This is a genomic window from Streptomyces iranensis (assembly GCF_017874715.1).
Lineage (GTDB): Bacteria > Actinomycetota > Actinomycetes > Streptomycetales > Streptomycetaceae > Streptomyces > Streptomyces iranensis.
Window position 1 is genome coordinate 191,415 of record NZ_JAGGLR010000010.1, and the last position, 17,994, is coordinate 209,408.

The window sequence follows — 17,994 nt, forward strand, 5'->3', positions numbered from 1 at the left end:
CCGGCGAACGCGACAACGTTGTCAGGCTGACTGTAACGATCAGTACGCCGCCAACCAGGTGTCCCTGTCAAGACCGTCACCGCCCCCTTACGGCCGACGGCCCCCGTGCGGTACGGTCCCCACGGCTTGCTCGACCCGGCGATCACGGCCCTTCCGAACAAGGTGGGACCGCAATGCCCTCAAGACCCCTGGCCGCCCTGGCGGCCGCGGCCCTGACCGCGGGGCTCCTCGCCACCGCGGCCACCGCGCCCGCGTCGGCCGCCCCGCCGCCGACGCTGGTCAAGGACCCGGCGGCGTACGTCGATCCGCTCATCGGCAGCTCGGCCGGCGGCAACACCTTCCCCGGAGCCGTCGCGCCCTTCGGCATGCTGTCGTGGAGCCCGGAGAACACCCGCGGCGACGCCACGCGCACCGCCGCGCCCGGCGGCTACCACTACGACGCCACCCGCGTCCGCGGCTTCAGCCTCACCCATATGTCAGGCACCGGCTGTGCGGGCGGGGCGGGCGACATCCCCTTCTTCCCCCACGTCGGCGAGGTCACCTCCTCACCCGCCGCCGACACCAAGGACCAGGTCTACGCCTCCGACTTCAGCCACTCCGGCGAGACCGCCGAACCCGGCCGCTACAAGGTCTCCCTCGCCTCCGGCGCCGGTGCGGAGCTGACCGCCACCGCCCGCACCGGCTCGGCCCGCTTCACCTACCCCGCGGACAAGACCGCCTCCCTGCTGATCCGCACCTCCTCCTCCGAGGTCGGCAGCTCGGACGCCGACCTCACCATCGACCCGGCGCACCGCACCGTCTCCGGCTCGGTCACCAGCGGCAACTTCTGCGGCTATCTCGACCCCGAGGGGCGCCGCAGCTACTACACGCTGCACTTCACCGCCACGTTCGACACCCCGTTCACCGCCCAGGGCACCTGGCGGGACGGCACTCTGCGGCCCGGCACCACCAGCGCCGAGGGCGGCTCCGGCGGCTATGGCGGCGACGGCCGCCCGGTGGCCGGGAAGGGCTCCGGCGGCTATCTCCAATTCGCCCCGGGCACCCGCCGGGTGGGCGTCAAGGTCGGCATCAGCTACGTCAGCGACCAGGGCGCACGGGCCAACCTCGCCGCCGAGAACCCGCCGCGGCGCGGCTTCGACCAGGTGCGGAGCGCCGCGTACGACGCCTGGCGGCGGCAGTTGTCGGCCATCCGGGTCGGCGGCGGCGCGGACGCGGACCGCACCACCTTCTACACCGCGCTCTACCACTCGCTGCTGCACCCCAACGTCATCAGCGACACCGACGGCCGCTACCGGGGCAGCGACGGTGAGGTGCACCGGGTGAGCCGGGGCCACCGGGCCCAGTACGGCACCTTCTCCGGCTGGGACGTCTACCGCTCCCAGCTCCAGCTGCTCACCCTGCTGGAGCCGGACAAGGGCTCCGACATCGCCCAGTCCCTGCTGAACCTCGCCCAGCAGAACGGCGGCGTCTGGGACCGCTGGCTCCAGGGCGCCTCGGGGACGCATGTGATGAACGGCGACCCGTCGGCCGCCGCCCTCGCCGGGATCCGGGCCTTCGGCGGCGACGACTACGACCTCGACGCCGCCCTCGACTCGCTCGTCAAGGCGGCCACCGAGCCGACCGAGAAGGACCGCAGCCCGGCGGGCAAGCCCATCATGTCGGTCGGCCAGCGGCCCTCCCTCGACAAGTACCTGAAGCTGCACTACATGCCGTCCGTCTCCAACGCCTGGGGCGGCGCGGCCGAGACCCTCGAGATGTCCGGCGCGGACTTCGCCCTCTCCCAGCTGGCGCGGGCCGCGGGCCGTAAGGACACCGCCGAGACCTTCGCACGCCGCGCCCAGTGGTGGCAGAACAATTTCAACGCCGCCGCCGACCCGGAGACCGGCGGCTATGCCGCCAACCGCAAGGCCGACGGCAGCTGGGTCACCGGCTTCACCCCGGCCACCGGCAACGGTTTCGTCGAGGGCACCAGCGCCCAGTACACCTGGATGGTGCCGCACAACCCCGCCGGTCTCTTCGCCGCCATGGGCGGTAAGGACGCCGCGGTGAAGCGTCTGGACTCCTTCTTCCACGACGCCGACGGGGGCTGGGCGCTCACGGGGGCGGGCGGCGAGAAGTCCGAGCTGGACAACGAGCCGTCGATCAACGTCCCCTATCTGTACGCCTACGCCGGACAGCCGTACAAGACACAGGAGACCGTGCGCGCCGCGATGCGCCGGCTGTGGACCACCAAGTCCGACGGCATCCCCGGCAACGACGACCTCGGCGAGATGTCGTCGTGGTACGTCTTCTCGGCCCTCGGCATGTATCCGCAGGTGCCCTCCCGCGCCGAACTGGTCCTGGCCTCGCCCCTCTTCCCGCGGATCGAGATCGGCCGCGGCGGCCGGGACATCTCCATCCGCGCCCCGCAGGCCGCGCCCGGCGCGCCGTACGTCCAGGCGCTGAAGGTGAACGGGCGGGCGAGCGACCGCCCCTGGCTGCCGGAGTCCTTCGTACGGCACGGCGGAACGCTGGACTACACCCTGTCCGACGCCCCCGACCGCGCCTGGGGCTCGGCCCCGTCCGACGCCCCGCCCTCCTTCCGCGAGGGCGAGCAGCCGTACCAGATCGGGGTCGGGCCCACCACGGGCACGCTCGCCCCGGGCGACAGCCTGACCGTGAAGGTGGCCGCCGTCCCGGTCAGCGAGGGCGACCGCCCCGAGGTGCGCTTCACCACCGACGCCCCCGACGGGATCACCGCCTCACCCGCCTCCGGGACGGTGGGCGCGGACGGCACGGCGGAGATCTCGCTGCGCGCGGGGAAGGACACGGCCGAGGGCTTCTACGACGCGAAGGTGACGGTGACCAGCGAGGGCACCGAGGTCGTCCAGCCGATCACCCTGACCGTGGCCGCCCCCGGTTCGCTGCTCGCGGCGTACAACAACGTCGGCGCGACCGAGGACGCCGGCGAGCACGACGAGGGGGACTACGACGGCGGTGGCTGGAGCTACTCCCGCCAGGCCCTCGCCGCCGCCGGTCTCGAGCCGGGCGCCAAGGGGACCACCCAGGGCCTGGACTACGCCTGGCCCGCCTCCCCGTCCGGCCGCCCCGACAACGCCTCCACCACCGGCCAGACCCTCACCCTGCCCGAATCCACCGCGCTCTCCTTCATCGGCAGCGCCGTCAACGGCAACCAGAAGGCCACCGCCAAGGTCACCTACACGGACGGCAGCTCCGACGAGGCGGACCTGTCCTTCACCGACTGGACGGTGGGAGGCGGCGCGGGAACGGTCCAGTACGGGAACGTAACCCTCGCCAAGACCCCGTACCGCAACATCAGCGGCGGCGACAAGGACGTGGTGGACGCCTACATCTTCGCCACGAAGGCGTTCCACGCACCCGAAGGCAAGACGATCAAGAGCGTCACCCTGCCCGACAACGCGGATCTCCACGTCTTCGCGGTCGCCCGCGGCTGACCGGATCTGCTCACCGCTAATCCACCCAGCATCCGCGGGTATGGCGGGCACAGTTCCCGACATGAGACTTCTGATGCTGGGCGGAACGGAGTTCGTGGGGCGCGCGATCGCCGAGGAGGCGGTGGCCCGCGGCCGGCGGGTGACGGTGTTCCACCGCGGGCACCACACCCCGCCGCCGGGGGCCACCGCCCTGCACGGCGACCGCACCGCGCCGGACGGGCTCGCGGCCCTGGAGCGCGGCGAGTGGGACGCCGTGGTCGACACGTGGTCCGGCGCGCCCTCGGCCGTACGCGACACCGCCCGCCTCCTGGCCGACCGTGCCGGTACATACGTCTACATCTCCAGCCGCTCGGTCTACGCCTACCCGGCGTCGGCCGGGCTGGACGAGGACGGCCCACTGGTGGAGGAGGCGTCCCCTGACGCCGTGCAGGCCGACTACGCCCAGGCCAAGCGCGGCGGCGAACTCGCCGCGCTGTCGGCCTTCGCCGACCGCGCGCTGCTGGCCCGAGCGGGCCTGATCCTGGGCCCGTACGAGAACATCGGCCGTCTCCCCTGGTGGCTGACGCGCATCGCCCGTGGCGGCCCGGTCCTCGCCCCCGGCCCGCGCGAACTGCCCCTCCAGTACATCGATGTCCGTGATCTGGCCGCATGGACGCTGGACGCGGCCGAACGCGGCCTCAGCGGCCCGTACAACCTCGTCAGCCCGCCGGGCCACACCACGATGGGCGAGCTCCTGGAGACCTGCGTACGGATCACCGGCTCGGACGCGGCACTCCGCTGGACCCCTCCGGACCGGATCCTCGCCGCGGGCATCGAGCCCTGGAGCGACCTCCCGATCTGGCTGCCCCCGGGCGAGCTGTACGACGCCCTGCACACCGCGGACGTATCGAAGGCGATCGCGACGGGCCTCCACTGCCGCCCCGTCGCCGACACGGTGTCCACCACATGGCGCTGGCTCCGCACCCTTGGCGGCAATGCCCCGCAACGCCCCGACCGCCGTCCTGTCGGGCTGGCCCCGGAGCGGGAGGCAGAGGTGTTGAGGGGACTGGCTGACTGAGTCAACTCGAAGACCGGCGGGGGTGAGCTCAGCAGTTCCACCTCCGCCGGTCTCCGGCAGCGCTCAGCTCAGCAGTTCCACCTCCGCCAGGGTCGCCTTGCCGTCCGGCACCAGGCGGTAGTGCTCATAGACGCCGGGGTTCTTGACCGAGAAGACGCGGGTCTGCTTGTCCCAGTTGAAGGACTCGCCCGACCTGCGGTCCAGGTCCCGCCACTTCTCGCCGTCCGGAGAGCCCTGGAGCACCCATCCCGTCGGGGCCTTGCCGCGGTCCGACGAGGTCAGGGTGTACTGCACCGCGCGGCCCGGCTCCGTGACCGGCAGGTTCACCGACTCGAAGGTCGCCTCGGTGCCCGAGGTGTTGTCCAGCAGCGCCGTACCGCCGCTCGGCACCGTCAGGTCGTGGCGCGGGGTGGGCACCTTGTCGTCCTTGGTGATGGAGGACGGCGCGGCGTTCTTCCCCGTGCCCCAGGCCGACGGCTTGGGGCCCATCGCGAACTCCAGAGTGCCGCCCTTGGCGATCAGCGAGTGCGGCAGCGCGGTGGAGTTCCACGCCTTGCCGTTGACCTTCAGACCCTGGACGTACACGTTCCGCGCGCTGTTGCGCGGGGCCTTGACGACGAGGTCGCGGCCGTTCTCCAGATGCACCGTGACCTTGGTGAACTGCGGCGATCCGATCGCGTACTCCGAGCCGCCCATCACCAGCGGATAGAAGCCCAGCGAGCTGAAGAGGTACCAGGCGGACTGCTCGCCGTTGTCCTCGTCGCCGTGGTAGCCCTGGCCGATCTCGCTGCCGGTGTAGAGGCGGGAGAGCACCTCGCGCACCTTCTCCTGGGTCTTCCACGGCTGCCCCGCCGCGTCGTACATGTACGTCACATGGTGGGCGACCTGGTTGCTGTGGCCGTACATGCCCATGCGGACGTCCCGCGCCTCGGTCATCTCGTGGATGACGCCGTTGTAGGAACCGGCGAACTCCGGCGAGGCGGTCTCCGGGGTGGAGAAGTAGGTGTCCAGCTTCTTCGCCAGACCCGCCCGGCCGCCGTAGAGGTTGGCCAGGCCCCGGCTGTCCTGGGCGGCGGTGAAGGCGTAGCCCCAGCCGTTGGTCTCGGTGTAGTCGTAGCCCCAGATCCGGGGGTCGTACTTGTCGGAGGGCACGCGCCACTTTCCATTGGCGTCCTTGCCCTGGAAGAAGCCCGCCTTGTCGTCGAAGAGCGAGACATAGCCCTGCGCCCGGTGCAGGAAGTACTCGGACTCCTCCTTGTAGCGGGCCTTCTTGGTCTTCGCGTAGAGCGCCTTGCCCATGTTGGCGAGGCCGAAGTCGTTGAGATAGCCCTCCAGCGCCCAGGACAGCCCCTCATGGGTCTCGGTGCTGGTGTAGCCCAGGAAGGGCGAGGAGGCCATGCCCTTCCGGCCGACGCCCGACGAGGGCGGCACCGCGGTGGCGTTCTTCAGCGCCGCCTCGTACGCGGCCTCGGCGTCGAACCGCACACCCTTCAGATACGCGTCGGCGAAGGCCACGTCCGAGCTGGTGCCGGTCATCAGATCGGCGTAGCCCGGTGAGGACCAGCGGGATATCCAGCCGCCGTCCTTGTACTGCTGCACGAAGCCGTCGACCATCGTGCCCGCCCGCTTCGGAGTGAGCAGGGAGTAGGCGGGCCAGGTGGTGCGGTAGGTGTCCCAGAAGCCGTTGTTGACGTACACCTTGCCGTCGACGATCTTCGCGCCGGTGTGGGTCGGGGTGTTCTCCCCGGTGGCCGGCGAGAAGGCGCTCGCGTACTGGTGGCGGGGCTTTGCCGCCGTGCCGGTGTTCTCGAAAGCGGAATTGGGATAGAGGTACAGCCGATAGAGGCTGGAGTAGAGCGAGGTGAGCTGGCCGCGGTCCGCGCCCTCGACCTCGACCCGGCCCAGGATGTTGTCCCACTCCGCCTGGGCGGCCCGCTTGACCTGCCCGAACGACCGTGACGCGGGCAGCTCCCGATCGAGGTTGGCCTTCGCCTGGTCGACGCCGATCAGCGAGGTGGCGAGCCGGAGGGTGACCGTGCGGTCCTTCCCCGGCTTGAAGCGGAAGTAGCCGGTGACGTCCTTGCCGCCGCCTCCTTCCAGCTTGCCGCTCGCGCTCACCGGGGTGTCGAAGACGCCGTAGACGAACAGCCGGCTGGCACCGGTGGACAGTCCGCTCTTGACGTCGGAGTAGCCGGTGACGACGCCGTGCTCGGCGTCGAGGGTCAGCCCGCCGTTGTTGTTGACGTTGTCGAAGATGACGCTGGCGTCCTCGCCCGGATAGGTGAAGCGCATGGCCGCGGCGTGGTCGGTGGGCGCCATCTCGGCGGTGAGGCCGTTCTCGAAGGTCACCCCGTAGTAGTACGGACGGGCGGTCTCCTTCTCATGGCGGAAGGGGAGCGCGCGGGCGGTGCGCCCGGCGTCGGGGGTGCCGCTCGCCCCGGACGGCATCACCTGGAAGGTCTGCCGGTCGCCCATCCAGGGGCTGGGCTCATGGCTGGCGCTGAACGACTGGATGGTGGGGAGGTTGTCGGCGTTGTTGGCGCGGGCGTACTGGTAGAGCCAGTCGGTGGAGCCCGCGTTGGTCACCGGCGTCCAGAAGTTGAAGCCATTGGGGACCGCGGTCGCCGGGAAGTTGTTGCCGCGCGAGAAGCTGCCGCTGGAGTTGGTGCCGCGGGTGGTCAGCGCGTAGTCCGACAGGTGCGCCAGCGGCTTCTCGGGCGCCTTGGGGGCGATCGCGATGTCGTCCACCCAGCCGCGGAACTGCGCGGGGCCCTTGGGGGAGTCGTAGGCCACGAGGATCCGGTCGACCGTCTTGCCCGCGGCGACCGCGCCGATCCGCGACTCCTTGTGGTTCCACTGGTTGACGTAGAGCGTCTTGGAGGCGGCCTGGCCCTGTGGGCTCAGCCGGGCGCCGTGCTGGTCGACCGCGCCGGGCAGCTCGCTGAGGTAGCTGCCGTCGGTGAAGGCGAGGTCGACGGAGACATGGGTGGCCGGGTAGTCGAGGTCCGTCTCGGTCATCGACGGGAAGATCCGGTAGGACAGCTGGGTGTCCCGGGTGACGGCCGTGTCGACGTCGAAGACCTTGTTGTACGAGTACGCCCGGCCGTCCGGCTTGTGGGTGCCCGCGTAGCGCAGGGCACGGGTGCCGGTGAAGCCCGCGTTGGCCTTGGCGGTGGGGGAGCCGGTCGGGCCGCGGTCGACCTGGGTCTGCATGTCGGAGGCGGCGGGCGGAGTGGTGTCGCCGTTGGCCAACTGCACCTCCGCGAGCTGGACGATGTCGTCCCCGGCGTTGCGGGTGATCTCCAGCCGGAAGTGCTGATAGGCCGTGGAACTGGAGAAGGAGAACTCCCGCGTCTGCTGGCGCGAGGAGAACGTCTCGTCCTTACTGGTGTCGAGCGTCGTCCAGTCGGAGCCGTTGGCCGAGCCCTTGAGGGTCCAGTCCTTCGGGTCCCGGCCGGGGGCGTCGTTGGCGGAGGTGAGGGCGTAGCGGACGGCCTCCACCGGCTCGCTCAGGTCGAACTCGAGCCAGGCGGTGGTGTCGAAGGCCAGCCACTTGCTGGTGACCTCGCCGTCGACGAGGTTCTCCTTGATCTCCCCGCCGTCGGTGTTCTCGTCGCTCGCGCGGACCTCGGTGACCTTGTCGGTGACATTGCCGGGGATCCCGGAGGAGTAGCCTCCGTCGACTCCGGACGCCTTCTTCTTGCCGTCGGGGCCGGTCTCGACCGTGTTCCGCCAGTCGGGCTGGGGATCGCCCGACTCGAAGGACGAGGCGAAGGTGCGGTCGGCGTGGTGCGCGGAGTCCGGGCCGGCGGGGGCGGCGACCGCACCGCCCTGGGCCGTCACCGCCAGCAGGACGGCCGCCACCAGGGCGGCCGACCGTCCGATCCCACGCCATCGTCTCTGGGGTCGTCTCTGTCGCATACTCAGCCTCTCAACGAGTCTGACAACGTTGTCCACTGGGTCGGGCAGAGATAAGTAGGGAGGCAGGGGGAGGGTGGTGTCAAGGTTGCGGACAGCGCTCAATGGGCGCCCGTGCGGCGGGTGGTACGCCGCGGGCCGTACCCCTGTCGGTGGTACGGCCCGCGTCCATGGGGGCGGTTCCGGGTGCCCCTCGGGGTTGTTCCTGGCGTGTCGTCAGTCCGCGTCGTCGGACTTGGTGGCCAGCGACAGCCGGCACTTCTTCGCGGTGTGGGAGCTGTCCGCCTTGAGCCCGCTGACCTTGATGGTCTTCTCGGAGCCGCCCGCCACGGGCGCGTCGGACTCCACCCCGGTGGTCACGACCTTCTCGGAGCTGTCCACGAAGCCGACCAGCAGCGAGTAGTAGGCCGTACCGGAACCGGAGTTGCTGATCTTCACATTGGCGTAGGGCTTGCCGTTCGAACCCCATCCGCAGGTGCCCATCTTGGCGTCCGGGGTGACCAGGCCGGAGCCGCCGGTGGGGGAGTCCGACGGCTCGTCATACGGGTCGTCGGTGGGGTCGTCGGTGGGCTCCTCGGTCGGCGCCTGGGTGGGCTCCACCGGCAGCTGGGCCATGCCCTTGCCGATCGCCGCGCCGCCCTTGCTGTCCCCGGCGGACGAGCCCCCTCTGCCGGAGCCACACCCCGCGGTGGCCGCGAGTGTCGCGGTCACGACAATGCTGGTGGCGAGGGTGAGCTGCTTCCGGGACACGGGAACCGCCTTTCGGGGAGCCCGCACGGCGGCGTGCCGCGCGGCTGGTCTCCCCTTACGGTATGTCGGGCAGGTCTCAACTCGGGAAAGACTGGTACCCGATGACCTCTCGATCTTGCCCATATGAGGCCCAGTGGACTATACCTGTCGCCCCAGGGGGAAGGCCGCACCACGGCCTATATCGGAGGGCCTCGGCGGGTCATCCGCTCTCCCCGGCGTACACCCAGCAATACTCCGCTTGACGCTTCAACTGACCCGCGGTGTCGGGCCCCTCGCCGGAGGCGAGTATGTACGGGAGACCGTTACACCGCCTGAGTCCTGACGAAGGCGAGGACTTGAGCATGGGATCCACCTCAGATGTCGGCCGTCGCGATCTGATCAAGCGCTCGGCGGCGCTCGGATTGATCACCGTGCCGGCGATGAGCGCGCTGTCCGCCTGTGCCAGTGGCGGTGACGACGACTCCAAGAAGGTCGACAAGGGCAAGAAGAGCGCCAAGAACCCGCTCGCGGTCAATGAGAGCGCCGCGCTCGATGTCGTCATCTTCGACGGCGGCTTCGGCCAGCAGTACGCCAAGGACGCCGAGGCGGAGTTCGCCAAGGCCTTCCCCAAGACCAAGGGCAAGGTCAAGCACTCGGCGACCCAGAAGATCCAGACCGTGCTCCAGCCGCGCTTCAACGGCGGCACCCCGCCGGACCTCGTGGACAACAACGGTGCCGAGCAGATGGATATGGGCACCCTGGTCGGCAAGAACCAGCTGACCGACCTCACCCCGCTGCTCGACGCGCCCTCCGTGGACGACCCGAACAAGACGGTGCGGGAGACCCTGCGCCCCGGTGTCGCGGAGATGGGCCAGTTCGACGGCAAGCAGGTGTGGGTCCTCTATTACGCCTACACCGTCTACGGTGTCTGGCACTCCAAGAGCAACCTCGCCAAGCTCGACGTGGAGTACCCCGAGACCTGGGACGACATGCTCAAGGTCTGCGAGAAGGCGAAGAAGAAGGGCGTCGCGGGCTGGACCTACCCCGGCAAGTACCCCTACTACCTGCCGTTCAGCCTCTACCCCTTCATCGCCAAGATCGGTGGCCGGGACGTCCTGGACTCGATCGACAATCTGGAGGCGAACGCCTGGAAGCACCCGGCCGTCAAGGCCGCCTTCGAGGCGTACTACGAGCTCTACAAGAAGGGCTACATCCTCAAGGGCACCCCCGGCCTCACCCACATCGAGTCGCAGACGGCCTGGAACGAGGGCAAGGCGCTGTTCATCCCCAACGGGTCCTGGGTGGAGAACGAGTCGCAGAAGACCACGCCGAAGGACTTCCAGATGGCGGTGGGCGCGCCGTCCAGCCTGGACAAGAGCGACAAGATGCCGTTCGGCACCATCTGGGCCTCCGGCGGTGAGCCGTTCATCGTGCCGAAAACGGCCAAGAACCCCGAGGGCGGCATGGAGCTGCTGCGGATCATGCTCGGTGAGAAGTCCACCAAGAACTTCATCAAGCAGGTGTCCTCGCTCTCCTCCCTCAACGGCGGCACCGACGGCCTCAGCCTGCCGTCTGGCCTGGAGTCCGCGCAGGAGGCGCTGACCAAGGCGGGCAAGAACGTGGTCAACCCGCGGATGCAGGACTGGTACGGGACGCTGCAGAAGCAGAAGATCGGCGTCGGCGCGCTCGGCGAGATGATGGCGGGCCGGATGACCCCCGCCGAGGCGATCAAGAAGTGCCAGCAGTTCGCCGATGACACGGCCAAGGACGACGCCGTCAAGAAGTACAAGCACGTCTGATGCGGGTCCACGCGTCGCCGACGGCATTATCCGTAGGGGAAGACCGAGGTCGGTAGAAATGCAGCATGGGAAGTACCGGTTCATCGCGGGGTTCCTGGCCCTGCCGGTGATCCTTTACGCGGTCTTCGTGATCTCGCCGTTCGTCCAGGCCATCTACTACTCCTTCACGGACTGGACGGGCCTGAGCTCCGACTTCAAGATGGTCGGGTTCAAGAACTATGACTGGCTGCTGCATGACGACATCTTCTGGAAAGCGGTCGGGCACAATGTCCTGCTGCTGCTGGTGGTGCCGCTGGTGACGCTCGGCCTCGGGCTCTTCTTCGCCTTCATGCTCAATGTGGGCGGCCGGGGCCGTAAGAACGCGGCGGTCTCCGGGGTGCGCGGGTCGAGCCTGTACAAGGTGATCTATTTCTTCCCGCAGGTGCTGTCGATCGCGATCGTCGCCCTGCTGTTCCAGTTCACCTACAACCCGCGCAACGGCGCGATCAACTCCTTCCTCGACGGAGTCGGCCTGGACTCGCTCCAGCAGCAGTGGCTGGCCGATCCGAAGCTGGCGCTGTGGTGCCTGATGGCGGTGATGGTCTGGAGCAACGTCGGCTTCTACGTCGTCCTCTTCTCCGCCGGGATGAGCTCCATCCCGAGGGACTTCTACGAGGCGGCGCTGCTCGACGGGGCCAACCGGGTCAAGACCTTCTTCAAGATCACCCTGCCGCTGCTGTGGGACACGGTCCAGACCGGCTGGATCTATATGGGCATCATCGCGCTCGACGCGTTCGCCGTGGTGCAGATCATGACCGTGGGGCCGGGCGGCCCCGCCGACTCCACCCAGGTCATGGGCTACTACGTCTACACCAAGACCTTCCACGACGGGCAGGCCGGACGGGCCACCACGATCGGCGTCGCGATGCTCATCGTCACCCTGATCTTCGCGGTCATCGTGACCAGGCTCGGCCGGCGCGAACGGCTGGAGTACTGATGCCGATCACACCGACCGCACCCGGCCACCGCCGCCCGACCGCCGATCTGGGGGTACCACAGTGACCTCGCACGCAGCGCCCTCGGAGCTCCCGGGCGTCACCAAGGAGGACGAGGCACCGGCCGGCGGGCCCGTCCGCAAGCAGCCGCCGCCGGGCTTCACCCCCAAGGGCCGGATCGGCAGCGAGGGCAAGATCCTCAACGTCTTCTCGCACGGCATCCTCGTGGTCTGGGGACTCCTGGTCACGCTGCCGCTGCTGTGGGCGGTGATGAGCTCCCTCAAGACCGACAAGCAGATCTTCACCTCGCCCTGGGGGCTGCCCTCGGCCCTGCACTTCGACAACTGGACCAGGGCCTGGAGCAAGTCGAACATCGGCGACTTCTTCCTCAATACGATCCTGGTGGTGGGCTGCTCCCTGATCGGGACGATGCTGCTGGGCTCGATGGCGGCGTACATCCTGGCCCGCTTCGAATTCCCGGGAAAGCGGTTCATCTATTTCATGTTCGTCGGCGGGATGAGTTTTCCGATCATCCTGGCGCTGGTGCCGCTGTTCTTCGTGATGAAGAACATGAGCCTGCTCAACACCTTTCATGGGCTCATTCTGGTCTATATCGCCTATTCGCTGCCGTTCACGGTCTTCTTCCTCACCTCGTTCTTCAAGACGCTGCCCTCCTCGATCGCGGAGGCGGCCCTGATCGACGGGGCGTCCCATACCAGGACGTTCTTCCAGGTCATGCTGCCGATGGCGAAGCCCGGACTGATCAGCGTCGGGATCTTCAACTTCCTCGGTCAGTGGAATCAGTACATGCTGCCCACGGTGCTCAACACCGATGAGGACAAGCGGGTGCTCACCCAGGGGCTGGTGCAGCTCGCGGCCAGTCAGCAGTACAAGGGCGACTGGTCAGCGCTTTTCGCCGGTCTGGTGCTGGCGATGCTTCCCGTACTCGCCGTCTATATCCTCTTCCAGCGGCAGGTCCAGGCGGGTCTGACCGCGGGCGCGCTCAAATAGGAGCACATCACAGAGGGCTTTTCACGGCCCCGTCCTTTCCGTTCCGCGGAAAGGACGGGGCCGTGCCGCTGTGGGTGGCGGAGGGTACCGCGAGCGGTCCCACGGCGGCCGGGGGCTTGACGTGGGACAACCGTGGCGGCTCAGCTTAGAGTTCACATGTTGGAGACACAGCCGGGCCTCACTGCTGCGGTCCGGTCGGCGGAGCGGCCGTCGTGCCGCCCGCGAAGGCGGGAGTGGATGGGCGTGGAGACTCCGGGATCGCAGTCGTCGCTGCACCGGGCCAACCTCGAGCGGGTGGTCCGTGCGGTGCGGATGGCGGGCTCGCTGACCCAGGCGGAGATCGCCCGGTCCACCGGGCTGTCCGCCGCCACCGTCTCCAACATCGTGCGCGAGCTCAAGGACGGCGGGACGGTCGAGGTCACGCCCACCTCGGCAGGCGGCCGCCGGGCGCGCAGCGTCTCGCTCAGCGGTGACGCGGGCATCGTCGTGGGGGTGGATTTCGGCCATACGCATCTGCGCGTCGCCATCGGCAACCTCGCCCATCAGGTGCTGGCCGAGGAGGCCGAGCCGCTGGATGTGGACGCCTCCTCCTCGCAGGGCCTGGACCGGGCCGAGCAGCTGGTCAGCAGGCTGATCACGGCCAGCGGGCTGAGCCAGGACAAGGTGGTCGGCGTCGGGCTCGGCGTGCCCGCGCCGATCGACGTGGAGACCGGCACGCTGGGCTCGACCGCGATCCTGCCGGGCTGGGCGGGCACCAACCCGCGCGACGACCTGGCCCAGCGGCTCGGGGTGCCGGTGCACGTGGACAACGACGCCAACCTGGGCGCGCTCGGCGAGCTGGTCTGGGGCTCCGGCCGCGGGGTCGGCGACCTCGCGTACATCAAGGTGGCCGACGGTGTCGGCGCGGGGCTGGTGATCAGCGGGAAGATCTACCGCGGCCCCGGCGGTACGGCGGGCGAGATCGGCCACATCACCCTGGACGAGTCGGGCCCGGTGTGCCGCTGCGGCAATCGCGGCTGTCTGGAGACCTTCACCGCTGCCCGCTATGTGCTGCCGCTGCTGCATTCCAGTCATGGGGCGGACCTCACCGTGGAGCGCATGGTGCAGCTCGCCCGCGAGGGCGATCCGGGCTGCCGGCGGGTGATCGGGGACGTCGGCCGGCACATCGGCAGCGGGGTGGCCAACCTCTGCAATCTGATCAACCCGAGCCGGATGGTGCTGGGCGGCCAGCTCGCCGAGGCGGGGGAGCTGGTGCTGGGCCCGATCCGGGAGTCGGTCGCGCGGTACGCGATCCCGAGCGCGGCCCATCAGCTGTCGGTGATGCCGGGGGCGCTGGGCGGCCGGGCCGAGGTGCTGGGCGCGCTCGCGCTGGTGCTCAGCGAGATGGGCGATTCGACGCTGCTGGACGGCGCGCTCTCGGCGGGGGCTCCGGCCCTCACCTGACCGCCGGTCGGGGGCTGTTGGAGCCGTGGGCAAGCCTTGAGAGGCTTTGTCCGGTCACGCTCCGTCTATCCCGCCTGTCCGGCTGCGTTCACTCAGATAACGAATGGCACCGTTGCCATCTCGTTAAGGATTTACTTCTTGACGCCATGCGGGCAGCCGAGTTGACTTCCAGCCACCTCGGCCGCAATGACGCGGCCTCGTCAGGGAGGTCAGCCCTAAATGAACGCAACGATGCGTCGCGTCGCTCTTGCCGCTTCTGTCATGTCGATGACGGTAGCCCTCGCCGCCTGTGGCTCGGCGAAGGAAGCCGACAACGACAAGAAGGACGAGAAGAAGAAGACCGGTCCGCTCACGATCGGGCTGCTGCTGCCCGAGGACCAGACGGCCAGATACGAGAACTTCGACCGGCCATACATCACCAAGAAGCTCAAGGCGCTCTGTGCGGACTGCAACATCCTGTACGTCAACGCCAAGTCCGACCCCTCGGTTCAGCAGCAGCAGGTCGACTCGATGATCACCAAGAAGGTCGACGCGATCATCCTCGACTCGGTGGACTCCAAGTCCATCGCCAGCTCGGTCAAGAAGGCCGACGAGGACGGTATCCCGGTCGTCGCCTACGACCGGCTGGCCGAGGGCCCGGTCTCCGCGTACACCTCGTTCGACAACGAGACGGTCGGCAAGGTCCAGGGCAAGGCGCTGCTCGAGGCGCTGGGCGACAAGGCCAAGAGCGGCAAGATCGTCATGCTCAACGGCTGGGAGGCCGACCCCAACGCCGCCATGTTCAAGAAGGGCGCGATGTCCGTCCTCAAGGGCAAGGTGGACGTCGGCAAGTCGTACGACATCGACCGCTGGCTCGCGGACAAGGCCAACGAGGCCATGACGGGCGCCATCTCCTCGCTCGGCAAGAAGAACATCGTCGGCGTCTACTCGGCCAACGACAGCATGGCCGGCGGCGCGATCACCGCGCTCAAGAGCGGCGGCTTCAACCCGCTGCCCCCGGTCACCGGCCAGGACGCCGAACTCGAGGGTGTGCGCCGGGTCGTGACCGGCGAGCAGTACATGAGCGTCTACAAGTCCTACCTGGACGAGGCCGCGGCCGCCGCGGAGATGGCCATCGCGCTCGGCCGCGGCGAGAAGGTCAACGAGTCCAACACGGTCGACAGCCCGACCACCAAGGACATCCCGGCGACCCTGATCACCCCGATCTCGCTGACCAAGAAGAACATCAAGGACACCGTCGTCAAGGACGGGAACTACACGGTCGCCCAGATCTGCACCGCCAAGTTCAAGGCGGCGTGCGCAGAGGCCGGTCTGAAGTAACGCGCCGGATCTCCGGCACATAGCGGCCGGTCTCCGGCACCTGACGGAGCAGGGCCGTCCGTAACCGCGGACGGCCCGCCTCCCTGACTCACCCCCCATCCGAGGGGAGAGCGCGCTCTCCCCTCCGTCACACAGCAGGGACCGCCCTGCCCGGAACGGAGATGGCCATCGTGCCGAACGGACCCGTGTTGGCGTTGCGCGGGATCTCCAAGCGGTTCGGCGCCGTCCAGGCGCTCACCGACATCCATCTGGAGGTCCACGCCGGTGAAGTCGTCGCCCTGGTGGGCGACAACGGCGCCGGCAAGTCGACCCTCGTCAAGAGCATTGCCGGAGTCGGCCCCGCCGACGAAGGCGTCGTCGAGTGGCAGGGCAAGCCCGTCCAGGTCAGCCGGCCGCACGACGCCCAGGAGCTGGGCATCGCGACCGTCTACCAGGACCTCGCCCTCTGCGACAACATCGACGTCGTCGGCAATCTCTTCCTCGGCCGCGAGATCCTGCGCGCCGGGGTGCTCGACGAGGTCGAAATGGAGCGGCGCTCCCGTGAGTTGCTCCAGACCCTGTCGATCCGCATCCCCAGTGTGCGGATCCCGATCGCCTCGCTCTCGGGCGGCCAGCGGCAGACCGTCGCCATCGCCCGTTCGATGCTCGGCGAGCCCAAGCTGGTGATCCTGGACGAGCCGACCGCCGCCCTCGGCGTCGAGCAGACCGCGCAGGTCCTGGACCTGGTCGAGCGGCTGCGCGACCGCGGCCTCGCCGTCATCCTCATCAGCCACAACATGGCCGACGTGAAGGCCGTCGCGGACCGGGTCGCGGTGCTGCGACTGGGCCGCAACAACGGCATCTTCGATGTGAAGACCACCTCTCAGGAAGAGATCATTTCCGCCATCACCGGCGCCACGGACAACGCCGTGACCCGCCGCAAGGCGCGTAGCGGGGAGGTCGCGAAGTGACCACGAACGTCGACAAGACCAACGGCGGCCCGTCGAACGGCGCCAACAAGGCGAGCGGCCCGGCCGACGCCAACCCCGTCGCCAAGGACGCGGTCACCGTCGTCGACCCCCGGCTGCTGGTCCGTCAGGAGGGCTTCAAGGGCTATCTGACGGAGTTCGGCCGCAAGATGCGCAGCGGTGATCTGGGTGTGGTCCCGGTCATCGTCGGTATCGCCATCATCTGGGCGGTCTTCCAGGCGAAGGACGGTGCGTTCCTCTCGCCCAAGAACCTCTCCGACCTCTCGATCCTGCTCGGCGGCACCGGCATGATCTCGGTCGGGATCGTCTTCGTGCTGCTGCTCGGTGAGATCGACCTGTCCGTCGGCTCGGTCAGCGGTCTGGCCGCGGCGACCCTGGCGGTGCTCAACGTCAACCACGGGGTGCCCGAGGGGATCGCGGTGATCGCGGCACTCGCCAGCGGCGCGCTCCTCGGCGCGGTGCACGGCTTCTTCTTCGCCAAGATCGGCGTACCGGCCTTCGTGGTGACCCTGGCCGGTCTGCTGGCCTGGAACGGTCTGATGCTCCAGGTGCTCGGCACCACCGGCACCATCAGCATCGCGGACGACAGCTTCGTGCGCGATCTCACCGCGCACTACTTCAGCCAGCTGATCGCCGCGTACGGGGCGGCCACGGTGGCGACGGCGGGCTTCTTCCTCGCCCAGTTCCTGGACAGCAGGCGCCGTAAGGCGGTCGGCGTACCCTCGCGGCCGCTGAGCGAGATCCTGGTCCGTACGGGCGTGCTCGCGGTGATCGTCTTCGCCGCGGCCTGGCGGCTCAACCAGTACAAGGGTCTGCCCCTCGCCCTGGTGATCTTCGTGGCGGTCCTGGTGATCCTGGACTTCGTGGTGCGCCGCACCTCCTACGGGCGCAAGGTGATCGCCCTGGGCGGCAGCGTCGAGGCCGCCCGCCGCGCGGGCATCAACGTCGTCGCCATCCGGATCTCGGTCTACTCGCTGGCCGGGCTGATGGCCGCGTGCGGCGGCATCATGATCGCCTCCCGGATCGGCTCCGCCAGCCAGCAGGCCGGTACCGGCAACCTGCTGATGGAGGCCATCGCGGCCGCCGTCATCGGTGGCACCAGCCTCTTCGGCGGCCGGGGCTCGGTCTGGTCGGCGCTGCTCGGCATGCTGGTCATCGGCTCGATCTCGTCCGGGATGAACCTGCTGGGCGTCGCGAACTCCGTCCAGTACATGATCACCGGTGGGGTGCTGCTGGCCGCCGTCGTCATCGACTCGGTGTCGCGCAGGACACAGCGGTCCGCGGGTCGCGGCTGACCCCGGACGCCTCATCCGCTCACCC

General features: G+C 69.0%; 11 protein-coding genes. 9 read left to right on the forward strand and 2 right to left on the reverse strand.

From position 1 onward, the window contains the following. The first annotated feature begins 173 nt into the window (after positions 1 to 173). Both J2Z30_RS19975 and J2Z30_RS19980 read left to right on the forward strand, forming a co-directional pair. Positions 174 to 3,455: a GH92 family glycosyl hydrolase gene (locus tag J2Z30_RS19975; RefSeq protein ID WP_044569234.1), complete on the forward strand. Its 3,282-nt coding sequence runs from the start codon at positions 174 to 176 to the stop codon at positions 3,453 to 3,455. A 61-nt stretch (positions 3,456 to 3,516) separates the two neighbouring features. After that, on the forward strand, positions 3,517 to 4,512 hold the full coding sequence (locus J2Z30_RS19980; protein WP_044581287.1) for an NAD-dependent epimerase/dehydratase family protein: 996 nt from the start codon (positions 3,517 to 3,519) through the stop codon (positions 4,510 to 4,512). 63 nt (positions 4,513 to 4,575) lie between these two features. Here J2Z30_RS19980 and J2Z30_RS19985 read toward each other — a convergent pair whose 3' ends face one another. Next, positions 4,576 to 8,433, reverse strand: a complete 3,858-nt coding sequence (locus J2Z30_RS19985; protein ID WP_044569233.1) for a GH92 family glycosyl hydrolase — start codon at positions 8,431 to 8,433, stop codon at positions 4,576 to 4,578. Between the two features lie 213 nt (positions 8,434 to 8,646). Then, positions 8,647 to 9,180: a PT domain-containing protein gene (locus tag J2Z30_RS19990; protein WP_044569232.1), complete on the reverse strand. Its 534-nt coding sequence runs from the start codon at positions 9,178 to 9,180 to the stop codon at positions 8,647 to 8,649. Positions 9,181 to 9,521: 341 nt separating this feature from the next. Between J2Z30_RS19990 and ngcE the strand changes: the two genes are divergently transcribed. The 7 genes from ngcE to J2Z30_RS20025 all read left to right on the forward strand — a co-directional run bounded on the left by ngcE (position 9,522) and on the right by J2Z30_RS20025 (position 17,969). Next, positions 9,522 to 10,958 (forward strand): N-acetylglucosamine/diacetylchitobiose ABC transporter substrate-binding protein, encoded by a 1,437-nt coding sequence (ngcE, locus tag J2Z30_RS19995; RefSeq protein WP_044569231.1) that lies wholly within the window; start codon positions 9,522 to 9,524, stop codon positions 10,956 to 10,958. A 58-nt stretch (positions 10,959 to 11,016) separates the two neighbouring features. Further along, positions 11,017 to 11,934 carry a carbohydrate ABC transporter permease gene (locus J2Z30_RS20000; protein WP_044569230.1) on the forward strand — a complete coding sequence of 306 codons (918 nt, stop codon included), beginning with the start codon at positions 11,017 to 11,019 and terminating at the stop codon, positions 11,932 to 11,934. 61 nt (positions 11,935 to 11,995) lie between these two features. Further along, positions 11,996 to 12,943: a carbohydrate ABC transporter permease gene (locus J2Z30_RS20005; protein ID WP_044569229.1), complete on the forward strand. Its 948-nt coding sequence runs from the start codon at positions 11,996 to 11,998 to the stop codon at positions 12,941 to 12,943. Positions 12,944 to 13,186: 243 nt separating this feature from the next. After that, on the forward strand, positions 13,187 to 14,386 hold the full coding sequence (locus J2Z30_RS20010; protein ID WP_037959071.1) for an ROK family transcriptional regulator: 1,200 nt from the start codon (positions 13,187 to 13,189) through the stop codon (positions 14,384 to 14,386). Between the two features lie 219 nt (positions 14,387 to 14,605). Continuing rightward, positions 14,606 to 15,706, forward strand: a complete 1,101-nt coding sequence (locus tag J2Z30_RS20015; RefSeq protein WP_078956586.1) for a substrate-binding domain-containing protein — start codon at positions 14,606 to 14,608, stop codon at positions 15,704 to 15,706. A gap of 161 nt (positions 15,707 to 15,867) precedes the next feature. Then, positions 15,868 to 16,656: an ATP-binding cassette domain-containing protein gene (locus tag J2Z30_RS20020; protein ID WP_044569228.1), complete on the forward strand. Its 789-nt coding sequence runs from the start codon at positions 15,868 to 15,870 to the stop codon at positions 16,654 to 16,656. Continuing rightward, the gene (locus J2Z30_RS20025; protein WP_044569227.1) at positions 16,653 to 17,969 is read left to right on the forward strand and encodes a sugar ABC transporter permease; all 1,317 of its coding nucleotides are present in this window, start codon (positions 16,653 to 16,655) and stop codon (positions 17,967 to 17,969) included. The genes J2Z30_RS20020 and J2Z30_RS20025 overlap by 4 nt, the downstream gene beginning before the upstream one ends. Positions 17,970 to 17,994: the final 25 nt, after the last annotated feature.